The organism is Paradesertivirga mongoliensis, from assembly GCF_024436395.1.
GTDB lineage: Bacteria > Bacteroidota > Bacteroidia > Sphingobacteriales > Sphingobacteriaceae > Paradesertivirga > Paradesertivirga mongoliensis.
Map to the genome: position 1 here is coordinate 480,657 of NZ_JAFMZO010000004.1, position 20,800 is coordinate 501,456.

General features: G+C 41.4%; 19 protein-coding genes. 12 read left to right on the forward strand and 7 right to left on the reverse strand.

Going from position 1 to position 20,800, the window contains the following annotated elements; all coding sequences use genetic code 11:
* Window positions 1-37: 37 nt before the first annotated feature.
* The 3 genes from J3P43_RS17650 (at window position 38) to J3P43_RS17660 (ending at window position 3,191) form a co-directional block, all read left to right on the forward strand.
* The gene (locus J3P43_RS17650; protein ID WP_255904906.1) at window positions 38-988 is read left to right on the forward strand and encodes a D-2-hydroxyacid dehydrogenase; all 951 of its coding nucleotides are present in this window, start codon (window positions 38-40) and stop codon (window positions 986-988) included.
* A gap of 62 nt (window positions 989-1,050) precedes the next feature.
* Window positions 1,051-2,295, forward strand: coding sequence for a DUF1015 domain-containing protein (locus J3P43_RS17655; protein ID WP_255904908.1), 1,245 nt, complete (start codon window positions 1,051-1,053; stop codon window positions 2,293-2,295).
* On the forward strand, window positions 2,289-3,191 hold the full coding sequence (locus tag J3P43_RS17660) for a histone deacetylase family protein (protein ID WP_255904910.1): 903 nt from the start codon (window positions 2,289-2,291) through the stop codon (window positions 3,189-3,191). Before J3P43_RS17655 ends, J3P43_RS17660 begins: the two co-directional genes overlap by 7 nt.
* A gap of 82 nt (window positions 3,192-3,273) precedes the next feature.
* On the opposite strand, the gene ppnP is transcribed toward J3P43_RS17660, so the two are convergent.
* Genes ppnP through J3P43_RS17680 form a run of 4 tightly spaced genes read right to left on the reverse strand, consistent with a single transcriptional unit; the run spans window position 3,274 to window position 6,110 of the window.
* A complete protein-coding gene (gene ppnP, locus J3P43_RS17665; protein WP_255904912.1) occupies window positions 3,274-3,555 on the reverse strand; it encodes a pyrimidine/purine nucleoside phosphorylase in 282 nt (93 codons plus the stop codon).
* A gap of 44 nt (window positions 3,556-3,599) precedes the next feature.
* Window positions 3,600-4,949 (reverse strand): MATE family efflux transporter, encoded by a 1,350-nt coding sequence (locus tag J3P43_RS17670; protein ID WP_255904914.1) that lies wholly within the window; start codon window positions 4,947-4,949, stop codon window positions 3,600-3,602.
* A 40-nt stretch (window positions 4,950-4,989) separates the two neighbouring features.
* Window positions 4,990-5,631 (reverse strand): RNA-binding domain-containing protein, encoded by a 642-nt coding sequence (locus tag J3P43_RS17675; RefSeq protein WP_255904916.1) that lies wholly within the window; start codon window positions 5,629-5,631, stop codon window positions 4,990-4,992.
* 8 nt (window positions 5,632-5,639) lie between these two features.
* Window positions 5,640-6,110: a DUF4442 domain-containing protein gene (locus J3P43_RS17680; RefSeq protein ID WP_255904918.1), complete on the reverse strand. Its 471-nt coding sequence runs from the start codon at window positions 6,108-6,110 to the stop codon at window positions 5,640-5,642.
* Window positions 6,111-6,220: 110 nt separating this feature from the next.
* Here J3P43_RS17680 and J3P43_RS17685 point away from each other — a divergent pair, with 110 nt between their 5' ends.
* The 7 genes from J3P43_RS17685 to J3P43_RS17715 all read left to right on the forward strand — a co-directional run bounded on the left by J3P43_RS17685 (window position 6,221) and on the right by J3P43_RS17715 (window position 14,218).
* Window positions 6,221-6,469, forward strand: coding sequence for a hypothetical protein (locus tag J3P43_RS17685; protein WP_255904920.1), 249 nt, complete (start codon window positions 6,221-6,223; stop codon window positions 6,467-6,469).
* 103 nt (window positions 6,470-6,572) lie between these two features.
* Entirely contained in the window at window positions 6,573-7,844 is a 1,272-nt protein-coding gene (locus J3P43_RS17690) for an MFS transporter (protein WP_255904922.1), read from the forward strand.
* Between the two features lie 67 nt (window positions 7,845-7,911).
* On the forward strand, window positions 7,912-8,808 hold the full coding sequence (gene hemF / locus J3P43_RS17695) for an oxygen-dependent coproporphyrinogen oxidase (RefSeq protein WP_255904924.1): 897 nt from the start codon (window positions 7,912-7,914) through the stop codon (window positions 8,806-8,808).
* A gap of 154 nt (window positions 8,809-8,962) precedes the next feature.
* Window positions 8,963-9,235 carry a hypothetical protein gene (locus J3P43_RS17700; RefSeq protein WP_255904926.1) on the forward strand — a complete coding sequence of 91 codons (273 nt, stop codon included), beginning with the start codon at window positions 8,963-8,965 and terminating at the stop codon, window positions 9,233-9,235.
* A 24-nt stretch (window positions 9,236-9,259) separates the two neighbouring features.
* Window positions 9,260-11,914: a DNA gyrase subunit A gene (gene gyrA, locus J3P43_RS17705; RefSeq protein WP_255904928.1), complete on the forward strand. Its 2,655-nt coding sequence runs from the start codon at window positions 9,260-9,262 to the stop codon at window positions 11,912-11,914.
* 9 nt (window positions 11,915-11,923) lie between these two features.
* Window positions 11,924-13,030, forward strand: coding sequence for a tetratricopeptide repeat protein (locus J3P43_RS17710; protein ID WP_255904930.1), 1,107 nt, complete (start codon window positions 11,924-11,926; stop codon window positions 13,028-13,030).
* A 6-nt stretch (window positions 13,031-13,036) separates the two neighbouring features.
* The gene (locus tag J3P43_RS17715) at window positions 13,037-14,218 is read left to right on the forward strand and encodes a tetratricopeptide repeat protein (RefSeq protein ID WP_255904932.1); all 1,182 of its coding nucleotides are present in this window, start codon (window positions 13,037-13,039) and stop codon (window positions 14,216-14,218) included.
* 52 nt (window positions 14,219-14,270) lie between these two features.
* Here J3P43_RS17715 and ligD read toward each other — a convergent pair whose 3' ends face one another.
* From ligD to J3P43_RS17730, 3 genes are read right to left on the reverse strand one after another with little or no spacing between them, the layout of a single operon-like run.
* Entirely contained in the window at window positions 14,271-16,826 is a 2,556-nt protein-coding gene (gene ligD / locus J3P43_RS17720) for a DNA ligase D (RefSeq protein WP_255904935.1), read from the reverse strand.
* A 3-nt stretch (window positions 16,827-16,829) separates the two neighbouring features.
* Window positions 16,830-17,600 carry a non-homologous end joining protein Ku gene (gene ku, locus J3P43_RS17725; RefSeq protein WP_255904937.1) on the reverse strand — a complete coding sequence of 257 codons (771 nt, stop codon included), beginning with the start codon at window positions 17,598-17,600 and terminating at the stop codon, window positions 16,830-16,832.
* Window positions 17,601-17,606: 6 nt separating this feature from the next.
* The gene (locus tag J3P43_RS17730) at window positions 17,607-18,074 is read right to left on the reverse strand and encodes a DUF2383 domain-containing protein (RefSeq protein WP_255904939.1); all 468 of its coding nucleotides are present in this window, start codon (window positions 18,072-18,074) and stop codon (window positions 17,607-17,609) included.
* 398 nt (window positions 18,075-18,472) lie between these two features.
* Here J3P43_RS17730 and J3P43_RS17735 point away from each other — a divergent pair, with 398 nt between their 5' ends.
* Together J3P43_RS17735 and J3P43_RS17740 are read left to right on the forward strand one after the other, a co-directional pair.
* Complete coding sequence (locus tag J3P43_RS17735) at window positions 18,473-19,615, forward strand: DUF4856 domain-containing protein (protein ID WP_255904941.1); 1,143 nt, start codon at window positions 18,473-18,475, stop codon at window positions 19,613-19,615.
* 75 nt (window positions 19,616-19,690) lie between these two features.
* The gene (locus J3P43_RS17740; protein WP_255904943.1) at window positions 19,691-20,791 is read left to right on the forward strand and encodes an imelysin family protein; all 1,101 of its coding nucleotides are present in this window, start codon (window positions 19,691-19,693) and stop codon (window positions 20,789-20,791) included.
* Window positions 20,792-20,800: the final 9 nt, after the last annotated feature.

The window sequence follows — 20,800 nt, forward strand, 5'->3', positions numbered from 1 at the left end:
AAAGTAAAATTAAATACAAAAACTAAACAGTATAATAATGATTAGAATTCTTGCCAACGACGGTATCGACGCAACAGGAAAGAGCATGCTTGAAGCTGCCGGTTTTTTTGTTGAGACACAAAATATTCCTCAGGAACAATTACCAGAAGCGCTAAAAAACTTTGATGCGATTACTGTTCGCAGTGCAACAAAAGTTCGTAAAGATCTGATTGATGCTTGTCCGAACTTAAGACTTATTGGTCGTGGTGGGGTTGGGATGGACAATATCGATGTTGATTACGCAAGATCACAAGGTCGTGCGGTGGTAAATACCCCAGCCGCGTCGTCTCCATCTGTGGCCGAGCTGGTTTTTGCTCATCTTTTTACAGGAGTTCGTTTTTTGCACGACGCTAACCGTAAAATGCCGGTTGAAGGCGGAACCAAATTTAACGACCTGAAAAAAGCCTACGCAAAAGGTATTGAGTTAAAAGGAAAAAAAATCGGAATTATAGGTTTAGGCCGTATCGGGAAAGAGACCGCTAAGATGGCGCTTGGTTTGGGTATGGAGGTTTTAGGATACGATGTGTACGACTTTGAAACTCAAATTGAACTAAATCTTGCTGGGGGAGTAAATGTGAAGGTCCCGGTAAAAAAAGTAACCCTGGATGAGCTTTTAGCCGAATCTGATTTTATTAGCTTGCACATTCCTTTTGTAGATAAAGCGATTCTTGGAAAAGAGGAGTTTGAAAAAATTAAAAAGGGCGTTGGTGTAGTAAATTGTGCGCGTGGTGGTGCTATTGATGAGCTTGCTTTAGTTGAAGCGCTAAATTCGGGTAAGGTGGCATTTGCTGGTTTAGATGTTTTTGACAATGAGCCAACTCCACGGCAGGAGATTTTAACCCATCCTAAAATATCATTAACGCCGCACATCGGTGCCGCTACAAACGAAGCACAAGAGCGAATTGGCGTTGAACTTGCCAATCTTATTATTGATCACTTCAAAAAATAAGCTTCAAATACTTAATTAGAAAAGGTTGTTTGCAAATGCAGGCAACCTTTTTTGTTAAACGCATGTTCCATTATAGAATGCTGCCTATGCCGAATATTCTTCCCGTAAAATGGCTCCACCCGCTTTCTCTCAATGCAGGGAAAGTAATATGCTCAACAGAGGAAATGAGCCTAGAGGTTGCGAAAGAAATGGCCAGTTTGAACCCTTTATCTTTTGTGCAGATGCTTGTACCGGATATTCAGAACGATAGTCCGGGCGAGACCAGAAAAGAGCAGTCCTTTTTACAGATCAAAGAAAATCTGGCTGCTTTTTTAAAACAAGGCATTCTAATCCGGGATCAGGAGCCTGCGATTTACATTTACAGGCTTACCAGGGACAAAGTTACCTATACCGGTATTTGGACTTGTACTTCGATAGCTGATTTTGCAAACAATAATATCAAAGCCCATGAGACCACCCGAACAGAACGGGAAGAGCAACTGGCCGATTATTTTGGGAACGCAGAGATTGATGCCAATCCCATATTAGTAACATATCCAGGATCTGAATCGATAGATCAGCATATTTTTTCGACGGTAGAGACCAGACCGCAGATTGAATTCATGCAGAATGAAGACCGCTACCAACTCTGGAGAATCTCGGAGTTAGATCGCATTAAGTCGCTCATGTCGGAGATCTCGGTGCTTAAGTCGGCGTATATTGCAGACGGACATCACCGCGTCGCAGCCGCTCTAAGATACAGCCGCAAAATGGAGGACCAAAATTCGCAGAGGACTTGTTTTTCGACCGTATATATGGCCCATGACCAATTGCGCTTGTATTCATTCAACCGGCTTATATCGGGTTTGGCTGATTTTGATGCAGAAAGTTTATTAGAGAAAATCGGCCAGACTTTTGAGGTGCTGGAATACGATCGAGGTAGCTTAGATCGTCATGAAATTTCTTTGTACGCCGCAGGCTTCTGGCATAAGCTAAAGGCAAAACCATTTTTGTATCATGGAGCAGATCTCATTAATAATTTGGATGTATCGCTTCTACACAACCATGTGCTTAAGCCCATATTTGATATTGACGATCCGAATACAGATAAAAGAATAACTTTTATATCAGGCAAACATCCGATAGGGGAGCTTGAAGAAAGAGTAAACTCCGGTGATTATCAAATCGCCTTTGTTTTAAGTCCGCCCTCCATTTCCAGCCTTTTTCAAATCGCCGATAGCGGAGAAAAGATGCCGGCTAAATCAACATCTTTTGAACCAAAGTTTCCGGCAGGTTTATTAATTCATCAGTTGGAAGAAACGTGTTAAAGATCGCTTTTGATACGATTTATGCCCATCCTTTGCCAGAAGGCCATCGCTTTCCGATGCTGAAATATGAGTTGATCCCCGAACAACTGCTCCATGAAGGGACAATAAGTAAGGATAATTTATTTTCTCCCCAAGCAGTTGACGAAAAGTATATTTTGTTAACCCACGATAAAGACTATTGGGAGCGACTAAAAACGCTACACCTCAGCGCTAAAGAAGAGCGGAGAACAGGTTTTCCCCTTACCGCGAAATTGGTCGAACGTGAGATGCGAATAGTTCAGGGAACAATCGACACCTGTCATTTTGCATTTGATAATGGTATTGCCTTTAACGTTGCAGGAGGTACTCATCATGCAGGTACAAACTGGGGCGAAGGTTTTTGCCTTTTAAACGATCAGGCAGTTGCGGCCACTTATCTGTTGGAAAACAGTCTTGCTAAATCAATATTAATTATTGATCTCGACGTTCATCAGGGAAATGGAACGGCGCAAATTTTTCAAAACGAACCCAGGGTCTTTACATTTTCAATGCATGCTGAGAAGAATTTTCCTTTTAGAAAGGAGAAATCGGATTTGGATCTCGGTTTGAAAAACGGAATGATGGACGAGGAATACTTAAATATCCTGGCGGAGACTTTACCCGGCCTGTTTGAAAAAACTAAACCTGACTTTGTTTTTTTCCTTTCGGGAGTTGATGTACTGGCGACTGATAGGTTCGGGCATTTAGGATTGACAAGACAAGGTTGTAAAGAAAGAGACAGGTTGGTTCTTAAACGATGCAAGAGTGAGAAAATACCAGTCCAGGTAAGTATGGGAGGAGGGTATTCGCAGCGGATCAGCGATATAGTTGAGGCACACTGCAACACTTTTAGGTTGGCAGTTGAGATGTATTTTTAGAGTAAGTGTTTTATGAAGCGGTAAGATTTAACCACAGAGGCGCAAAGTCTCGAAGATATCCCTGCGCCTTCTTGGGTTTAAACTATTTATACTTGCACAAGTAGGAAGTCTGGCTATTTGCTTTAACTTTAAAACTGGAATTCGCCGGAACTTCGAATGATTCGGAGTTTTTATAATTTTTCCAATCAGATTGACCCGGTAAAAGCGCAACAAGTTCGCCTTCAATTACAATCATAGTTTCGTGGCTCGAGGTGCCAAATTCATATTCGCCTGGTTCAATTACACCAATGGTTGATTTCCCTTCGGAAGAATCGTAGCCAAGAGATTTTACAGTTCCGTTAAAGTATTCGTTTACGTTGATCATTTTCTTTTAAATTACCGACAAAAGTAAATTTTTGAATCGGTTCTCTATACACCGAGTTTGAATTTTTTAACCATATGTCTGTATCGCAAAAAAAGGAGTAAGGATGATATCAGCAGGCCGATGGTCAATCCGAACCATACGCCGTTAGCTCCAAGCGACAAGCTTATTCCAAGGAAATACGCTACCGGCAGCCCAATGATCCAATAGGCTATAAACGTTATTAACGTGGGTACGTTCACATCACCAACACCGCGCAGAATGCCAAGGCCCACCACCTGGGTTCCATCGAAAAGTTGAAACAGTCCGGCAATGATAAGTAGCTGAGATGCGATCATAACTACTGTTTTGTCTGTGGTGTATAAAAGCGGCAGAAACTGGTTTAAGCTAACGAATAATAAAGCTGTAAACATCATAAAAGCGATCACGATGTGATAATTCGAATTTGCCGACAAACGCAACTCCTTAAAATCTTTTCGCCCGAAGCTATTACCTGTTTTGATGGTGGCTGCTGCAGAAATGCCACTGGCCATCATATAGGTAATTGCCGCCAGGTTAATAGCTACCTGGTGTGCAGCCTGATGAGCAGCGCCGATAGTTCCGATAATTATAGCTGCACCGCTAAATGCGCTAACCTCAAAAGCATATTGCATAGCAACAGGCCCGCCAATCTTTAATATTTTAAATGATCTGATTTTGCTGATTCGACGAATCGCGAAGTTCTTGATATATGCCTTAAAATGTGCCGATCTTACAATATAAATCCCCATGACGATAGCCATAAGAGTACGGTCAATCAAAGTACTCCAACCCACACCGGCAACGCCCATTGATTCAACTCCGAAAAGTCCTTTAACGAAAATGACACCCAGGATGACATTTATCACATTGCCTGCAATGGAAATTACCATAGCTTGTTTTGTAAAGCCCAGGCCTTCAGCAAACTGCTTAAACGTCATAAAGACCATTAGCGGAATAATAGATATACCAAGCAATCCGAGATACGGTCTTGCTTCAGCGACCACTTCGGGAGCTTGTCCTAAGTGGTCTATTGACAGGAGTAATCCGAAATAAATGACCACAAAAAGCAAAAATCCGGTTAGCACGTTGATGAACAAGCTATTAGCCAAAAGCTTTCCGCATTCCCTAAAGTTTCTTTTGCCGTCTTCCTGAGCAATGAGAGGAGTGAGGCCATACGAAATCCCAATCCCTATTACCATCATCACGGTAAATATGCTGTTAACAAGGGATACAGCCGCCAGGGAAATCGTACCGGCAAAATGGCCAACGATAATACTATCGGCCATGTGAACCAGCGTATGTCCGAGTTGCGAAATTACCACAGGGATTGCCAGGATCAGGTTGGTTTTATAATGGAGTTTGTACCTCGAAAACATAGCTGGCTGATAGATAGGCGAAAAGCGGAGTTAATACCGGTCAGGAGGCGGTATAGTATTCTTCTTTTTCGGTGGTATGTAAGCGGATTACACCAGATAAAACAAGATTTACCAAAATCCGTTGCGCCCGCCTGCGCGATAGGTTCAAAATCTTGCCGTACTCTTTAGAGGTAATGCGCTCATTTTCATCGAGGTACTCGAGCAGAGCTTTTTCTTTACTTGAATATTCGATAAATACACCTTCGTCCCTGGAACTTCCCTTTAATACGTCCACCACTATTTTACTGGCAAGCAGACTCTTGTCTTTCACCCGGATATACACCCACCATTTTTTATCGTCGCCTAAAGCATAATGCGGTTTAGAATCGCTTTCGCGAATATCAACAAGCAAAACAACTTTGTTATCAATGTATATTTCCTCAAAAATTGGTTCAAGTGCTGGTCTGCAAAAAAAGGTAGCTGCTTTGGTCAGCATATATTTCTCTTCCTCTTCAGATTTACAGCCTTTAATTTCGCCGTTATCGGCCACGCCAACCAATAAACGTCCGCCCTTATTGTTTGCAAACGAAACCATGGTCTTTGCAATCTTTTCGCAGGAGGTGATGGTTTTTTTGAAATCTAGAGAAACTCCTTCACCTTCAAAAATGAGCTGTTTTATATGATGTGGTCTGAAAGAATTCATTTCTGGAATTAGTTGTTAGAAGAACTGAGCTTTTTTATATAAATCTCATTATGCACCATCGCATAAAGCACCCCTTCTTTATTAGTTATTTTAACGGGAAATGTTTTTATAAATTTTCCATCTTCATCAAGTTTCTGTAAAGCTTCTTTAATATCCTCATCGCCCAGGCTAAGTGAAAAATAAAGGTTGCAATTCGCGGGTCTTATGTAGTCTATTGATGCATGTTTAAGCCAAAGTTTGACTTGATACCCCTTCCTTCCTAAAATCTGGTGGAACAAAATAACATAAAAAGGGTCGGAAGCGCTGGAAATAGTGCCGCCAAAAATAGACCGGTTGTAATTCCTGTTCAAGATGCTGTTGCAAATTTTTACCTGCGCACCTGTAAACTCTTTTTCGAACTTTTGTATCCATATTCCCTGAAACAAAAACGGAGGATACATCCGCATGGCCCATTTTAATACCCTTTCAGATACAAGCATTAGCGAATATGCTGATTTTAACCAAAAGAGTTTAACATTTCGTAAACAATTTAATTTAAGCAAGGTTAAAAGTTGGTCGATCTTAATATCTACTTATTAAAACTAATGAAATGAAAAAATCAGCTTTTAAATTAGCGCTAATCGCGGGGTGCTTCGCGTTAACATTTTCCGCATGCAGCTCGAATCAGAACGAATCAGGCAATGCCGATTCTGACTCGACCTTAATGCCTACAGAGGGTATGAGTACAGATACCATGATGACCGATACCACAGGCATGGGTACGGGAACAGGAACTGATACTATAGGAACAGGTACCGGAACCGGCACTGAAGGCACTGGCACAACACCAACTCCCTAATCTCTTTCTGTAATTCTGCCTGCTCCGAAATCAGGCAGAATTACAATTCTTTTTTTCCTTTCTTAAATTTAATTGTAGTTTCATCGGTTAAACCGATAACCGAATGACTAAAACTGCATCCTCTCAAAAGAATGTTATTTTTCTTGTTGTTGTTGCCGCTCTAGGATATTTTGTGGATATCTATGATCTGGTACTTTTTTCTATCGTTAGAGTTCAAAGTCTTAAAGATATAGGTATTGCCGAGGAACACATGCGAATACAAGGCCAATATGTATTAAATATGCAGATGGCCGGTTTGCTGATCGGAGGCATTCTCTGGGGAATAATGGGCGATAAACTTGGTCGCATAAAGGTTCTTTTTGGATCGATTTTGCTCTACTCGCTCGCTAATATTGCAAATGGTTTTGTTACCGATGTTGACTCTTATGCTTACATCCGTTTTATCGCAGGTGTGGGACTTGCCGGCGAACTTGGCGCGGGGATTACACTTGTAAGTGAAACCATGAGCAAGGAAAACCGGGGATACGGCACCATGATAGTCGCCGGAGTAGGATTGTTCGGCGCTGTGCTGGCTAACTTCGTTTATGAATGGACCGGTAGTTGGCAAACCTCTTATTTTGTGGGGGGAGGCCTGGGTTTAGTTCTATTGTTTCTCCGCGTTGGAACGTATGAATCCGGGATGTTCAATGAAGTAGCCAACAAGAACATATCAAAAGGAAATGTGATGCTGATACTCGGCAATCGCAAGAATCTTATTAAATATTTGTATTGCATTTTAATCGGCGCGCCTTTATGGTTTGTTGTCGGGATATTAGTAACTCTATCGCCGGAATTCGGAAAAGAACTTGGTGCTACACAACCAATAAAGGCCGGAACGGGCATTATGTATACCTATATTGGGATTGCTGTGGGTGATATTGTAGCAGGATTATTGGCACAGATCACTAAATCCAGGAAAATCACCATGTTTATTTTCCATATTCTGTCTGTGATCAGTATTATAGCTTATTTGGGCAGTGAAGGAATAAGTCCTGAAAGATTTACCTGGCTTTGCCTGTTTATGGGCTTTGCAGTGGGATATTGGGCAACTTTCGTTACCATCGCGTCAGAACAATTTGGAACAAATATCAGGGCAACCGTAACTACCACCGTACCCAACTTTGTACGGGGCGCACTTATACCAATCACGATTTTATTTAATTTTTTTGTTGGACAGTACAATCTGCTTACCGCTGCATATTTAATGACAGGCATACTGGCAGCACTCGGTTTGTTCGCGCTCAGCCAGCTTAAAGAAACCTTCGGTAAGGATCTCGACTATGTAGAGGGAGAGGATGTGCCTGAAGAAGGAACGTTGGTGTCTGAAAAAAATTAATTTTCTTTCTGGTGTCAAAATTAAAGTTATATCTGCTGTTTTAAACAAGAAGAAGCATCTTTACAGGATGATAAGGAAGGAAGAAATAGCTGCCCAATATCAACTTATCCAGGATGAAATTACTGCCGGACTTGAAGCGCTGGATAGAACCGGAAAATTTCAGGAAGAACTTTGGGAGCGTGACGGCGGCGGCGGAGGGAGAACCCGAATACTTCAAAATGGCGGTATTATTGAAAAAGGTGGCGTAAACTTTTCGGCGGTGCATGGCCAGCTGCCAGAACCTATAAAAAAAGCCTTTAAGATTGATAAGGAAGATTTTTTTGCGACGGGCATTTCTATCGTAATCCATCCGAACCACCCTCTGGTTCCAATCATTCACATGAATATCAGATATTTCGAAATCGATGAAAATACCCGGTGGTTTGGCGGAGGTATCGATCTTACGCCGCATTATGTAATTGAAGAAGACGCCCGCTTCTTTCATAAGTCTTTAAAAAGTGTCTGCGACAAGTTCAACGCTGAGTTTTATTCAAAGTTTAAGACTTGGGCAGATGACTATTTCTTTATCAAACACCGTAACGAAACGCGCGGAATTGGCGGTATATTTTATGATCGGCTAACTCCGGCTACAGCGGGTATCGGCTGGGAGGAAATATTTGAGTTTTCGAAAGCTGTTGGGCGGGCATTTGTACCCGTTTACTCGGAACTGGTTAACCGTAGCCGGAAAAAAGAGTTTTCATCTTCTCAGAAGCAATGGCAGTATCAACGCAGGAGCCGATATGTGGAGTTCAATCTGGTTTATGATGCAGGAACGAAATTCGGTTTGGAAACCAATGGCAGAATTGAGTCGATTCTGATGAGTTTGCCGCCTCAGGCCAATTGGGTATATGACTTTAAGCCCGAGCCAGGGACCGAAGAGGAGAGGACTTTGAGGCTGTTAAAGAAAGGTATTGATTGGGTGTAGGTATAACTTTTAGAAAATTTTAGCCCCTCCGTCCGTTTACTTTCTAAAAGTTTTAGGCAATATGTTCTAACACCCACCGCACAACTTCCAAAAGTCTCGGAACTTTTGGAAAGTTCTAACCATTCCGCCATTACTTTCAAAAAGTTAAAGAAGCATGGGAGCTTTGAAAAGTACTCCACGCCAAGGGAGCCAAACCTTGCCGCCTAAACCCGATAGTAGAGAAAAGCGAGTCGTGGAAGAGGTGGAGGCCGAGCTTGTAACGGATAGCGGGGCTGCTCTTGCCATAGAAACGAAAGTTGCTTTCCAAATCCTGCTTTTTGCATTCATTAACTGGTTTTTTGATGTTTTTAACACTCTAAAACTTTTCCACAGATGCCCCCAAACTGGCTTATTTTCTTATCTTCGCATTGATAATATTAAGACCTAATTTTCACAAAAGGAAAATCAAACAATGGCCGACGAAACGGAAGATCAAAACTCCCCTAACGACAAAATAATTCTAATAAATATTGAAGAAGAAATGAAAGCCGCGTACATCGATTATTCGATGTCGGTGATTGTTTCCCGTGCTTTACCTGATGTAAGGGACGGTTTGAAGCCGGTGCATCGCCGTGTTCTTTATGGTATGCTTGATTTAGGTGTTACCAGCGGAAAGGCTCATAAAAAGTCGGCGCGTATTGTGGGAGATGTACTCGGAAAATACCATCCGCATGGCGACTCGTCTGTTTACGATACCATGGTGCGTATGGCTCAGGATTGGAGTTTACGTTATCCTTTGGTTGACGGGCAGGGTAACTTTGGTTCGATTGATGGCGATAGTCCGGCGGCGATGCGTTATACCGAAGCGCGCCTGAAGCGTATTGCCGAAGAGATGCTGGCTGATATCAATAAAGACACAATTGATTACCAGTTAAACTTTGACGACTCGTTGGAAGAGCCTACGGTACTTCCTTCGAAGATTCCTAATCTGTTGATGAACGGTGCTTCGGGTATTGCTGTGGGGATGGCGACTAACATGGCACCGCATAATATTAATGAGGTTATTGATGCTACCATTGCATATATCGACGATAAAGAAATCGAGATATCAGGATTAATGCAGCACATTAAAGCTCCCGATTTTCCAACAGGTGGTATTATCTACGGACACTCTGGCGCAAAAGACGCCTATGAGACTGGAAGAGGGCGTATCGTTATTCGTGCAAAAGCAGAAATTGAAACCTTTGGTCACGACCGCGAGCGTATCATCGTAAATGAAATTCCATACCAGGTGAATAAGGCGATGATGATTGAACGTACCGCCGAATTGGTAAATGAGAAAAAACTTGAAGGTATTTCTGAGATACGCGACGAGTCAGACCGTGACGGTATGCGTATTGTTTATGAAATTAAACGCGACGCAAATGCTTCGATCGTTCTGAATAACCTTTACAAATACACTGCTTTACAAACCTCGTTTAGCATCAACAGTATCGCGCTGGTTCATGGAAGACCGATGATGCTGAACCTGAAAGATATCATCAGGCATTTTGTGGACCATCGTCATGAAGTGGTTGTGCGCAGGACAAAATTTGAATTAGCTGAGGCTGAGAAGCGTGCTCATATTCTGGAAGGCTTACTTATAGCTCTAGATCATCTGGATGAGGTTATTAGACTGATACGCAGCTCGGACACTCCTGAAGATGCGCGTACTGGTTTGATCGAAGCATTTGGTTTATCCGACATTCAGGCCCGGGCAATTCTGGATATGACGCTTCGTCGTTTAACAGGACTTGAACGCGACAAGATCAAGGAAGAGTTTGCTGAATTGATGAAAACCATCGAGTATTTGAAGTCTGTTTTAGCTGATGAAGGCTTAAGAATGCAGATCATCAAAGATGAGCTTAGCGAAATTAAAGAAAAATACGGCGATGAGCGCAGAACGTCAATTGTTCACTCGGCAGAAGACATGCGCATGGAAGATTTCATCGAAGATGAAGGAGTTGTAATCACCATCTCGCATGAAGGCTATATCAAGCGTACACCTTTAACCGAATATCGTACGCAGGGAAGAGGTGGAAAAGGTTCGATGGGTTCTCAATCGCGTGATGCTGATTTTATTGAACATATAATAATCGCCTCAAATCACAACTACATGTTGTTCTTTACCGAGGCGGGCCGTTGTTTCTGGTTACGTGTTTATGAAATTCCGGAGGGATCGAGAACAAGTAAAGGAAGGGCGATACAAAACGTGATCAATATCCCTAAGGAGGAAAAGATAAAGGCTTACATTAAGGTTAAGAATTTAAGAGACCAGGAATACCTTGATAATAACTTTATTATCATGTGTACCAAAAAAGGAACTATAAAGAAAACTTCACTGGCCGCATATTCCCGCCCCCGTTCTAATGGCATCAATGCTATTAACATTAACGATGGCGATCAATTACTCGAGGCTAACTTAACCGATGGCAGCAGCGAAATCATTGTAGCTTTACGTTCCGGACGTGCCATTCGCTTCAATGAATCAACTGTTAGACCAATGGGACGTACAGCCACCGGAGTTCGCGGAGTAACGCTTGCTCATGATAAAGATGAGGTGATTGGTATGATCAGTGTGAACGATCCGGAATCTACAATTTTAGTGGTTTCTGAAAAAGGATACGGTAAACGTACCGACCTGGAGGATTATCGCATTACGAACAGGGGAGGTAAGGGTGTTAAAACCATTAATGTAACAGATAAAACCGGTGAGCTGATCGCGATTAAAGATGTAACTGATAAGGATGATTTAATGATCATCAACAAGTCGGGTATCGTTATCCGGATTGCTGTAAGTGAGCTTCGGGTGATGGGACGTGCAACACAAGGGGTGCGTTTAATCAATCTGAAAGGCGACGACGAAATTGCATCTGTAGCTAAGGTTGAGCATGAAGACGAAGTTCTGGAGGATGCGGAAGCGATATTGGAAGCGGATGGTGTTTTAGAAACTGAAGGATTCGAGTCTTCAGAGCCAGCTGTAACCGATGAAGAAGTTATTGACGAATTGAAGTCGTCAGACTTGTCTGAAGCATCAGATCCCGAAGATGACGATACTGATGAGGAGGATGATTCGTTAAAGAAGTAAACTCTTCTAATGTATAAGTTACTTTTAAGCATTATTGGTATGTGTTTGTGCCTTAATTTGAAGGCACAAACGCTTACTAAAGAAGCATCGAATAATTTCGCCCGCTATACCCAAAAACCCGAAATAACGACCTTAGAAAAGGCACGTAAGAACATCGACGAATCGTATAAAACCAAACGCGATTCTATGAGCTACCGTGTTAATCTTATCAGAGGGATGATTTATTCTTCTTTGGCTTATGCCGATTCTACCCGTAAACTCAAATACGTTAAAGATCCGATAAATGAGGCTTTATTTTCTCTGGAAAGATTGAAAAGCCCCAAACTCAACGATGTGCATGAGCCGGAGATCAAATTTATTCGCAAACAACTTAGTAATGCCTGGATAATTAAGGCTAAACAAGCTTCAAGAGCTTTGAATTATAGCGATGCTTTTAATGCGTATATATGGGCAGACTCTTTAAGCACCGACAAATTCCCCTTACGGCATAACCTGGCGGTTTTAAGTGAAAGGCTGGGCTACACCGATAAAGCCATCCAATATTATTCTTATTTGATTACAGACAATAAGCGTTCTCTTTCTGATTATTATCTTGCTCTTTCAAATCTTTACGAACAAACTCGAAACAGTTCTAAGGCACTTTCTGTTATCCAGCAGGGAAGAAAAGCCTTTCCGGGGAACAAGGATTTGCTTTTTAAAGAATTGAATACTTATGCTGATAACGGAGCCTACGAGACTGTTTCGAAGCTTGTAGACGATGCTTTGGAGTTTTTGCCCGACAATCTGAATCTTTTGTATCTGGCCGGATTTTCATTTGAAATGACCGGTAAAAAGGACCGGGCGGAAGAGTATTATAAAAAAATTATTTCTTTGGAACAGAATAATTACGAAGGAAATTATGCGTTAGGATTACTTTACCTAAATTCGTTTTTGAAAGCATCGGATAAGAGCAGGGATCTGCTTGCCGAGTCGCGCAGATATCTGGTGCAGGCCGCAGAGTTGAATCCAAATTCTGTAAATGTTTTGAAATCGTTAATGATCCTTTATACACACACAGGAAACACACTCGAATTACAACGTGTTAAAAATAAATTGAGTCAAATTATCTTAAACTAAACAACAATGAACTTTAAGTCTTTAATTTTAGGAACAGCGGTAGTTATGCTTTCCATCAATACCTACGCGCAAAGCTCAGAGGTTGAACTTGCGAGAACGGAGTATGGCAAGTTTACGAAGTTGAAACAGTCTCCTCCGCTTGCAAAGCCATCTTTAAAAGCAGCGCAGGAAGCAATTGATAAGGCTTCTGTCCACAAGAGAACCAGTTTGGAGCCTGCGACATGGACTTTCAGATCGTTAATTTATGCAGAAAAGGCATTGTTCGATTCTACAGCCGCAGCTCCGGCTCTTACAGAAGCAGTAGCAGCTCTCGCAAAAGCAAAAGAGTTAGATATAAAAGGTGAAAATAAAGCCAACATCAACGTAGCAAATCAATTAATATATACTTATTATCTAACTAAGGCGATCAAATCATTTAACAAGAAAGAGTACGCGGCTTCGTATCCTGATTTTGTTAAGGGATTAGAATATAGCCCTGGTGATACTATTGCGGCTTACTATGCCGGTGCAAGTGCGCAAAATGTGAAGGATTATAAATCTGCCATCAAGCATTACAACGAATTATTGAGTACAAATTTTTCGTTCTTGCCGGATGTATATGCCAACCTGGCCGAGTCGCATGCCGCCAATAAAGATACTGCAGCCGCTATTAAAACCTTATCTGATGGATACGCCAAATATCCAAAAAGTAATCAACTGGTAGCTCGCGAGATAGAGTTTAGTATCAACTCTGGAAAATATAAAGATGTGATATCTAAAATTGAAGGGCAGATCCAGGCTAACCCTACCAATAAATTCTATCCGTTTTACCTGGGTATCGCTTACGGATCGTTAAATGATCTTGCTAAGGCTGAAGAAGCTTACAAGAAGGCTATTGCAGTTGATCCTAATTTTATCGAAGCTTACCTTAATGCAGGAAGCCTTATTATGAACCGTGGAATTGATTTATACAACGCTGCAAACAAGCAGTATTCTGGCAAGTCTTTAACCCCGGCGCAGTTAGCTCAATATAACGCAGCAAAGAAAAAAGCGACTGCTGAGTTTGATAAGGCATTACCATATCTTCAAAAAGCAGCAGAGATAGATCCTAAATCAAAGTTAGCGCTGAATAACCTTATTTCATATTATCATGCAAAATCTGACAAGGCTAAAGTGGCTGAGCTGGAAGCAAGATTAAAAGCGTTATAAGGGATTACTATAATATTGAAAGAGGCTGATTCGTCGTTGAATCAGCCTCTTTTTATTTCATGGAACTTAAAGCCGATTTCAGATCGGTTTTTTCTTTTGTGATATCTTTCCAGAGGTCTCCACTATCCTGAATTCGTTTTAAGGTATTGAAAATGGTAAAGACTTTTATGTTTAGCTGTTCATTCACTTCGTCCCAATCGAGTGGCGTTGATACAGTTGCTCCGGGTTTTGGCCGGGCCGAGTAAGGCGCCGCAATCGTTTGTCCTCTGCGGTTTTGCAGAAAATCGAGATATATTTTGTTTTTCCTTTTGGAAGGACTGCGCTCCAGGCTGGTGGTTTCCGGATGATGTTTCATGATCATTTGCCCCAGGTAGTGTATAAAATCTTTGATTATATCGTAATCATACTGCTGCCCTACATGGATAAATATATGGAGTCCTCTCGAGCCGGAAGTTTTTATCCATGGCTTAATTCCCATCTGGGTTAAAAGTTCTTTCGCTGTTAATGCAACCCGTACTACTTCAGTAAAATCATCTACATCATTCGGGTCGAGATCCATTACTGCAAAAACAGGATTTTCAGCCTTTTTGTAGGTGCTTAGCCATGGATTGATTTCGATGCAGCCTAAATTCGCCATCCAAAGAAGGGTAGGGAGGTCGTTGCAGATCAGATAGTCAATATCTTTATCGTTGCTTTCGGAATACATGGGCTGATATTGGATCCAATCCGGAATTTGATCGGTATCCAGATCCTTCTGAAAGAAATTGGGCGCATCAATCCCGTTAGGGTGCCGGTTCAAAGAAAGCGGCCGGTCTTTCAGGAAGGGCAGGATATAGTTGGATACAGACCGGTAATATTCGATTAGTTGCCCCTTTGTAATTCCTTCTTTTTTCCAGTATAGTTTATTCAGGTTGGTAAGCTTAAGGGTTTTTTTACCGTAAACCTCTTCTTTATCATTGAGGCTTTCCTGCGTGTTTGAATTGGCGCCTTTTTCCTTCGTTGTTTTCATTCTGGTAGTCTTAGAGGGTGCCCGGGATGTTTCGGGAATCTCCTGTTGTACTTCATTGTTTCCTTTATCGTAACGCAAACCTTTAAAAACCGGATGCCGTAAATGTTTATCGCCGGTCCATTCTGAAAAAGTTACCTCGCAAACCAGCTCGGGTATAATCCAGGTAATTGTCCGCTCGTTCGGAACCTTCTGCCGCACTGGTTTTGTGTCGCTCGCCAGAGCGTTCATCTTGCTGTAAACTTCTTTTAGTGTGGTTTCGTTGAATCCGGTGCCACAATTTCCAATATAAACGAGCTCTTTTTGTTCATACATAGCCAATACCAGAGAGCCGAAATACTTTCGGCTCCCTGCAGGTTTGGAATAGCCAATTATAATGGCTTCCTGGGAATTTTGCAGTTTAAACTTAAGCCATCGGTCAGAGCGCTTATTACTTTCATAAGTACTTGAACCATCTTTTGCAATGATTCCTTCCCAGCCGTTTTCTTCAGCTTCTGCGAAGAGTTTTATTCCTGTTTTTTCAATATGTTCGCTGTAAATGATCAAGGGGTTAGCGAGTTGCTCAACTAATACCTTCAAAAGCTGTTTTCGCTTAATCAGTTCCAGCTGACGAAGATCGTGGCCATTTAAAGCGAGCAAATCAAACGCATAATATTTTAGGGTAACCTGCTTGCTTTTTGTAGCGTAATTCTGAAGATTTTGGAAGTCGCTTTTTCCGCTGTCATCTTCGGCTACCAGTTCACCATCCAGTACAGCATCGGTTTTGATTTGCTTCAGCGCATTTATGATATTTCTATATTTATGACTAAAGTCAATGCCGTTTCTCGATATCAGTTTTACTTCGCTGCCGGCATATGCAATAGCCCGGTAACCATCAAGTTTCTTCTCGTAAATCCATCGTTCATCATCAAAAACATCGGCCGAGAGTTTAGCCAGCATAGGTTTGTAACTAATTTCTTTAGATGGTTTATCCTTAATAACCGGCGTTTTTTCGATAATCTTTTCTGTAGCGATTGCAGCAGAATTTGATTGCTTTTTTGTTTTGCGTGCAAGGCCCTCTTTTTTAATTTTATCGGAAACCAGTTCTTCGCTATCAAAGTTTTTATCCGTAGAAAATTCGTCTTTATGTTTTATCAGCAGCCAGGCGTTATCTTCACTGTTTTTAAGTTTAATTAGGGCAAATTCACCGTTCAGTATACGGCCATGAAGCCGGAATTTCAAATCGCCGGAGTTTAAGCCCTTTTTTAAAGCAGTCTCGCCCGAAGTGCCATCAATAGCTTCATAAGTTCCTTCATCAAAGATGGTTACCACACCAGCGCCGTAATTCCCTTCCGGGATTGTCCCTTCAAAAGTGCGATACGAGTAGGGGTGATCCTCTACCATCATCGCTAACCGTTTGTCTTTCGGATTTAACGACGGTCCTTTAGGAACGGCCCAGCTTTTTAAAACACCATCCAGTTCTAACCTGAAATCATAATGCAGCCGGGAAGCGTGATGTCTTTGAACAACAAAGCGTAAACTACCCTTAGAAGTGTTTTTGTTGGCTTTCGGTTCCGGAGTATTGGAAAACGTACGTTTCTTATTATACTCTGTAAGGCCCATGGGCTAAGCTCCTTTCTTGGTGTTAAGGCTTTGCATCAGTTGGTCAAACAGATTATCATCAGACGCTTTCTGTGGTTTAAGTTTTTTGATAGTTGGACGCTTTCCTTTGGCTTTAGCCTCGATAATTTTCATTAATTCATGATGGTATTCATCTTTGAACTTATCAATTTCGAATTTACTGCTATATTGGTTCACCAGGGCCAAACCCATATCAAGTTCCTTTTTGTTTACAGAAACGTCATCCGGCGTAAGTATCTCTTCCGACGAACGAATCTCTTCTGCAAAGCGAATTTTAGTAATGACGATAACTTTGTCTACCGGATGAATAATACATAGGTTTTCTGTGCTTCGCAGTACAAAACGGGCCAAACCAGCTTTTTTAGATTTTTTCAGCGATTGCAGAAGCAGGGCGTAGGCTTTTCGCCCCTGAGTTTCTGGTTCAGAATAATAAGAAGTTTCGTAATACATTGGGTTTACTTCATCAATGTTCACGAAACTCTCAATCTCAATCATTTTGCTTTTTTCCGGACTTGCGTCTTCGTAGTCTTTATCCTCAAGGATTACGTAATTATCGTTAATAGGGTAGCCCTTCACAATTTTATCGTAAGGCACTTCCTTCCTTGTTTTCTCATTTATCCGTTGGTAGCGGATTCTTGAATGATCGCGACTGTCGAGCATATCAAGGCCCAGAGAACTACTCTGAACAGCCGAATAGAGTTTTACAGGTATATTTACCAGTCCAAAGCCGATCGAGCCTTTCCAGATAGACCTCATAAGGTATTAATATGGTTGACTAAGCTTAAAGAGCTCGAAATATCTCTTGTCCAACTCGGTGTAGGCCTCGTTTATGATGAGTCTTTGACTCATAATGAGTGTCTTCAGATCGAATTCCTCCAGAATACTTCCCTGTAATACCTCATCGTAAATATCGAGCGTTTCCTGCTCAGACGCCCGAAGAGCTTCAAGCACCGACTGGTCTTTTTTACCGTCGGTTTTTGCGTGATCAGAATGATTAACAGCAGCTTCCGCGTCAGCGGTGTCTTGAGTTTGACCGCCTAACTTGTGAATTGCGTCTTTAAGTTCGGCGATAATCTGGCTGCGTTCGTTAGTATAGCGGCGAAACTGGTCTTTAAATTCCTGTGATTCTATCTGATCAGAAGCTTTCAAATATTTTCTGTGGCTTTTAATTACAGCATTTAACAAGCGTTGAAGCTGTTTTGTATAATTTTCATGATATGATGTTTCCATAATCGTATGATACTTACAGAATAAACGATATTGATATAAAATAGTTTGAGAAGAGAAGCATTAGGGGATTAAACAGCCTATTTAACATAATATTAATTATAAGACATAAATCATGATCTATTTCAGCCAACTCTTTTAGAACCGACGATAGTCTACGTCTTGTATATATGGATAGTATCTGAAGGAACACCGCGCCGAAATCGGACTCAATAAAGGAAGTTGCCAGAAACTCTCATGAGTTCTCTTGTCAAATTTCATGCTTTTTATGTATTAACTATCTGTTAATCAAATACAATAGCGCAACTTGTCTTTATTTAGAAAAAATCTAAATAATTTTGGAGAAACCGATTCTCTGGTTAATTTTGCGCTATCGATAATTAATCTAAATAAAAATTCACATGCATAAAAAATTACTACTATCTGCCTCGATTGCATTCACAGTTATATTCAGCTCTTGTGATAAAAACAATCCTGAACCAGAAGTTAAATTAGAGGTTCCTGCTACGTACGACTTTGCCCGTAACAGCGCTACCAGTGTTGATTACAGTGGTCAGACACAGCGCCAGAACATGATGAAGGAAATTGCGACTTACCTATCGACTGCTACTACCGGTGCGGTTCTGAACTCTACAAAGTTGATCAACATGTACGAGAACACCAATGCTCCATTTACGGACGCTACATTAAATGCAGCTACTTCAAAAAAGCTCAGCGATAAAACTTCAGCTTCTGCAGCGCATGTTGCCCATCAGGGAACAACTATCACCTGGTTCAAATCCATTTTGACCGACGCGGCAGCAGCTAGTACTTCAACTTCTCCGGCAGGCCCAAATCAAGCAGGAGTAATACAAGTTCAAGGTGGCACTTCTAAATATTTAGTAAGCGAAAAAGGAGTAGAATATACGCAGCTATTTCAAAAAGCATTGATGGGTGCTTGTTTTATGGATCAGGCGGTTAACAACTACCTTAGCGATGCCAAGCTTATCAATAACGATAATGTAGAGAGTGGTAAGAATTATACTACCATGGAACATTCATGGGATGAAGCTTATGGTTATTTTACAAAAGTTAATGACTTGAAGTTTGAAGGAACCCAAGATCGTGGTTACTGGGGTGGGTATTTTTATGGTCTTGAAGCTACAAACCAAATAGCTTCTAAAACTTACGAGGCATTCCGTACAGGCCGTGCGGCTATAGTTGCTAAAAATTATGCTGAAAGAGATAAGCAAAGAGCCATCATCAGACAGAATTTTGAAACGGTGTGCATGACTAAAGCCTTACATTACTTAGGCGAATCGAAAAAGAAAATTGACGCGGGTAACTTTGCCTCTGCTTTCCACGAATTGTCTGAAGGACTTGGATTTATCTACTCTTTACAATACGCTCCTTCTGCTAAAATTAGCGCTGCAAAAGCAACAGAATGGATGAATTTACTTACTTCAGGCGACGGCTTCTGGGCTGGCGATATCACTACAAAAATCGCAACAGTAAAAACCCAGTTAGCCAATCTGTATTCAGTTGATCCTTCGAAGGATTACTAGCAGCCTGTTTAAGTAGTATATAAAACAAGATCAGCATGGTTTCGACCGTGCTGATTTTAACATAAATAAAGAAATATGAAAAGAACTGTGTTGGTAGCGGGGATTTTAAGCCTGATTATTTTCGCGTGTAAAAAGACGAATAATGACGACAATGGGGCTGATGGATTTAATCGTCAGCTTATTTTGATAAATATGGCCGACAGCCTTATTCTTCCCTCCTACAACGATTTTCAGACCAAAGCCGACGTGATGGTAAGCAATATTCAGGCTTTTACTCAAAATCCTACCTCTGGTGGTTTAGCTCAAGCTCGTACAGCCTGGCTTGATGCTTACGTCGCATGGCAGAAAATTGCGCTCTGGAATTTTGGCCCCGCCATGAATCTGAACTTTATTTCTCATGCTAATACTTATCCGGCAGATGCTGTAAAAATAGACCAGATCTCTGATGGCGCCACATACGACCTAAATAGTCCGTTCCAAAAATCAATCCAGGGCTTTCCTGCAATTGAATACCTCCTTTACGGTAATAATAAAACAGATCAGGAAATAATATCATCTTTTTCAAGTTCTTCAAAATCGCTTTTTATAAATGCATTGGCAAAGAAGATTAATGATCTTAACAAAAGTGTATTAACCTCCTGGAATAGTACTTATCGTCAGACTTTTATTAATGCATCGGGGGTTGATCGGGGAAGTTCGTTAGGTGAGTTATTCAATAATACCTACCTCCCCTACCTCGAAATGCATAATCGCGAGGCTAAATTCGGCATTCCTGGAGGCCAGCGTACCGGCACCGCCCTTCCGGGAAATGTGGAAGGCGTTTATTCGAAAATACATTCCAAAGCTCTTGCCCTTGCAGCATTTAATGCATATAAGGCCGCCTGGTACGGAACTGGATATATAACTAGTAAGAACGGTAGTAGCCTGAATAATTACGTAATTTTTATGGACCGTAAAAATGGTACGTCGATCGCCTCCACACTTAACAACCAATTTCAAGCCACTGAAGCCAAGATCAGCGCACTTGAACCTGATTTTCGTGCGATAGCACAAACTAACCCGGCAAAGCTGCAGGATGTTTGGTTAGCCTATCAGCAGATGGTGGTTACCATAAAAACCGACGTAGCTTCAGCTTTAAGCGTTACAATTTCTTACACCGACACTGATGGAGATTAACAAATAAGG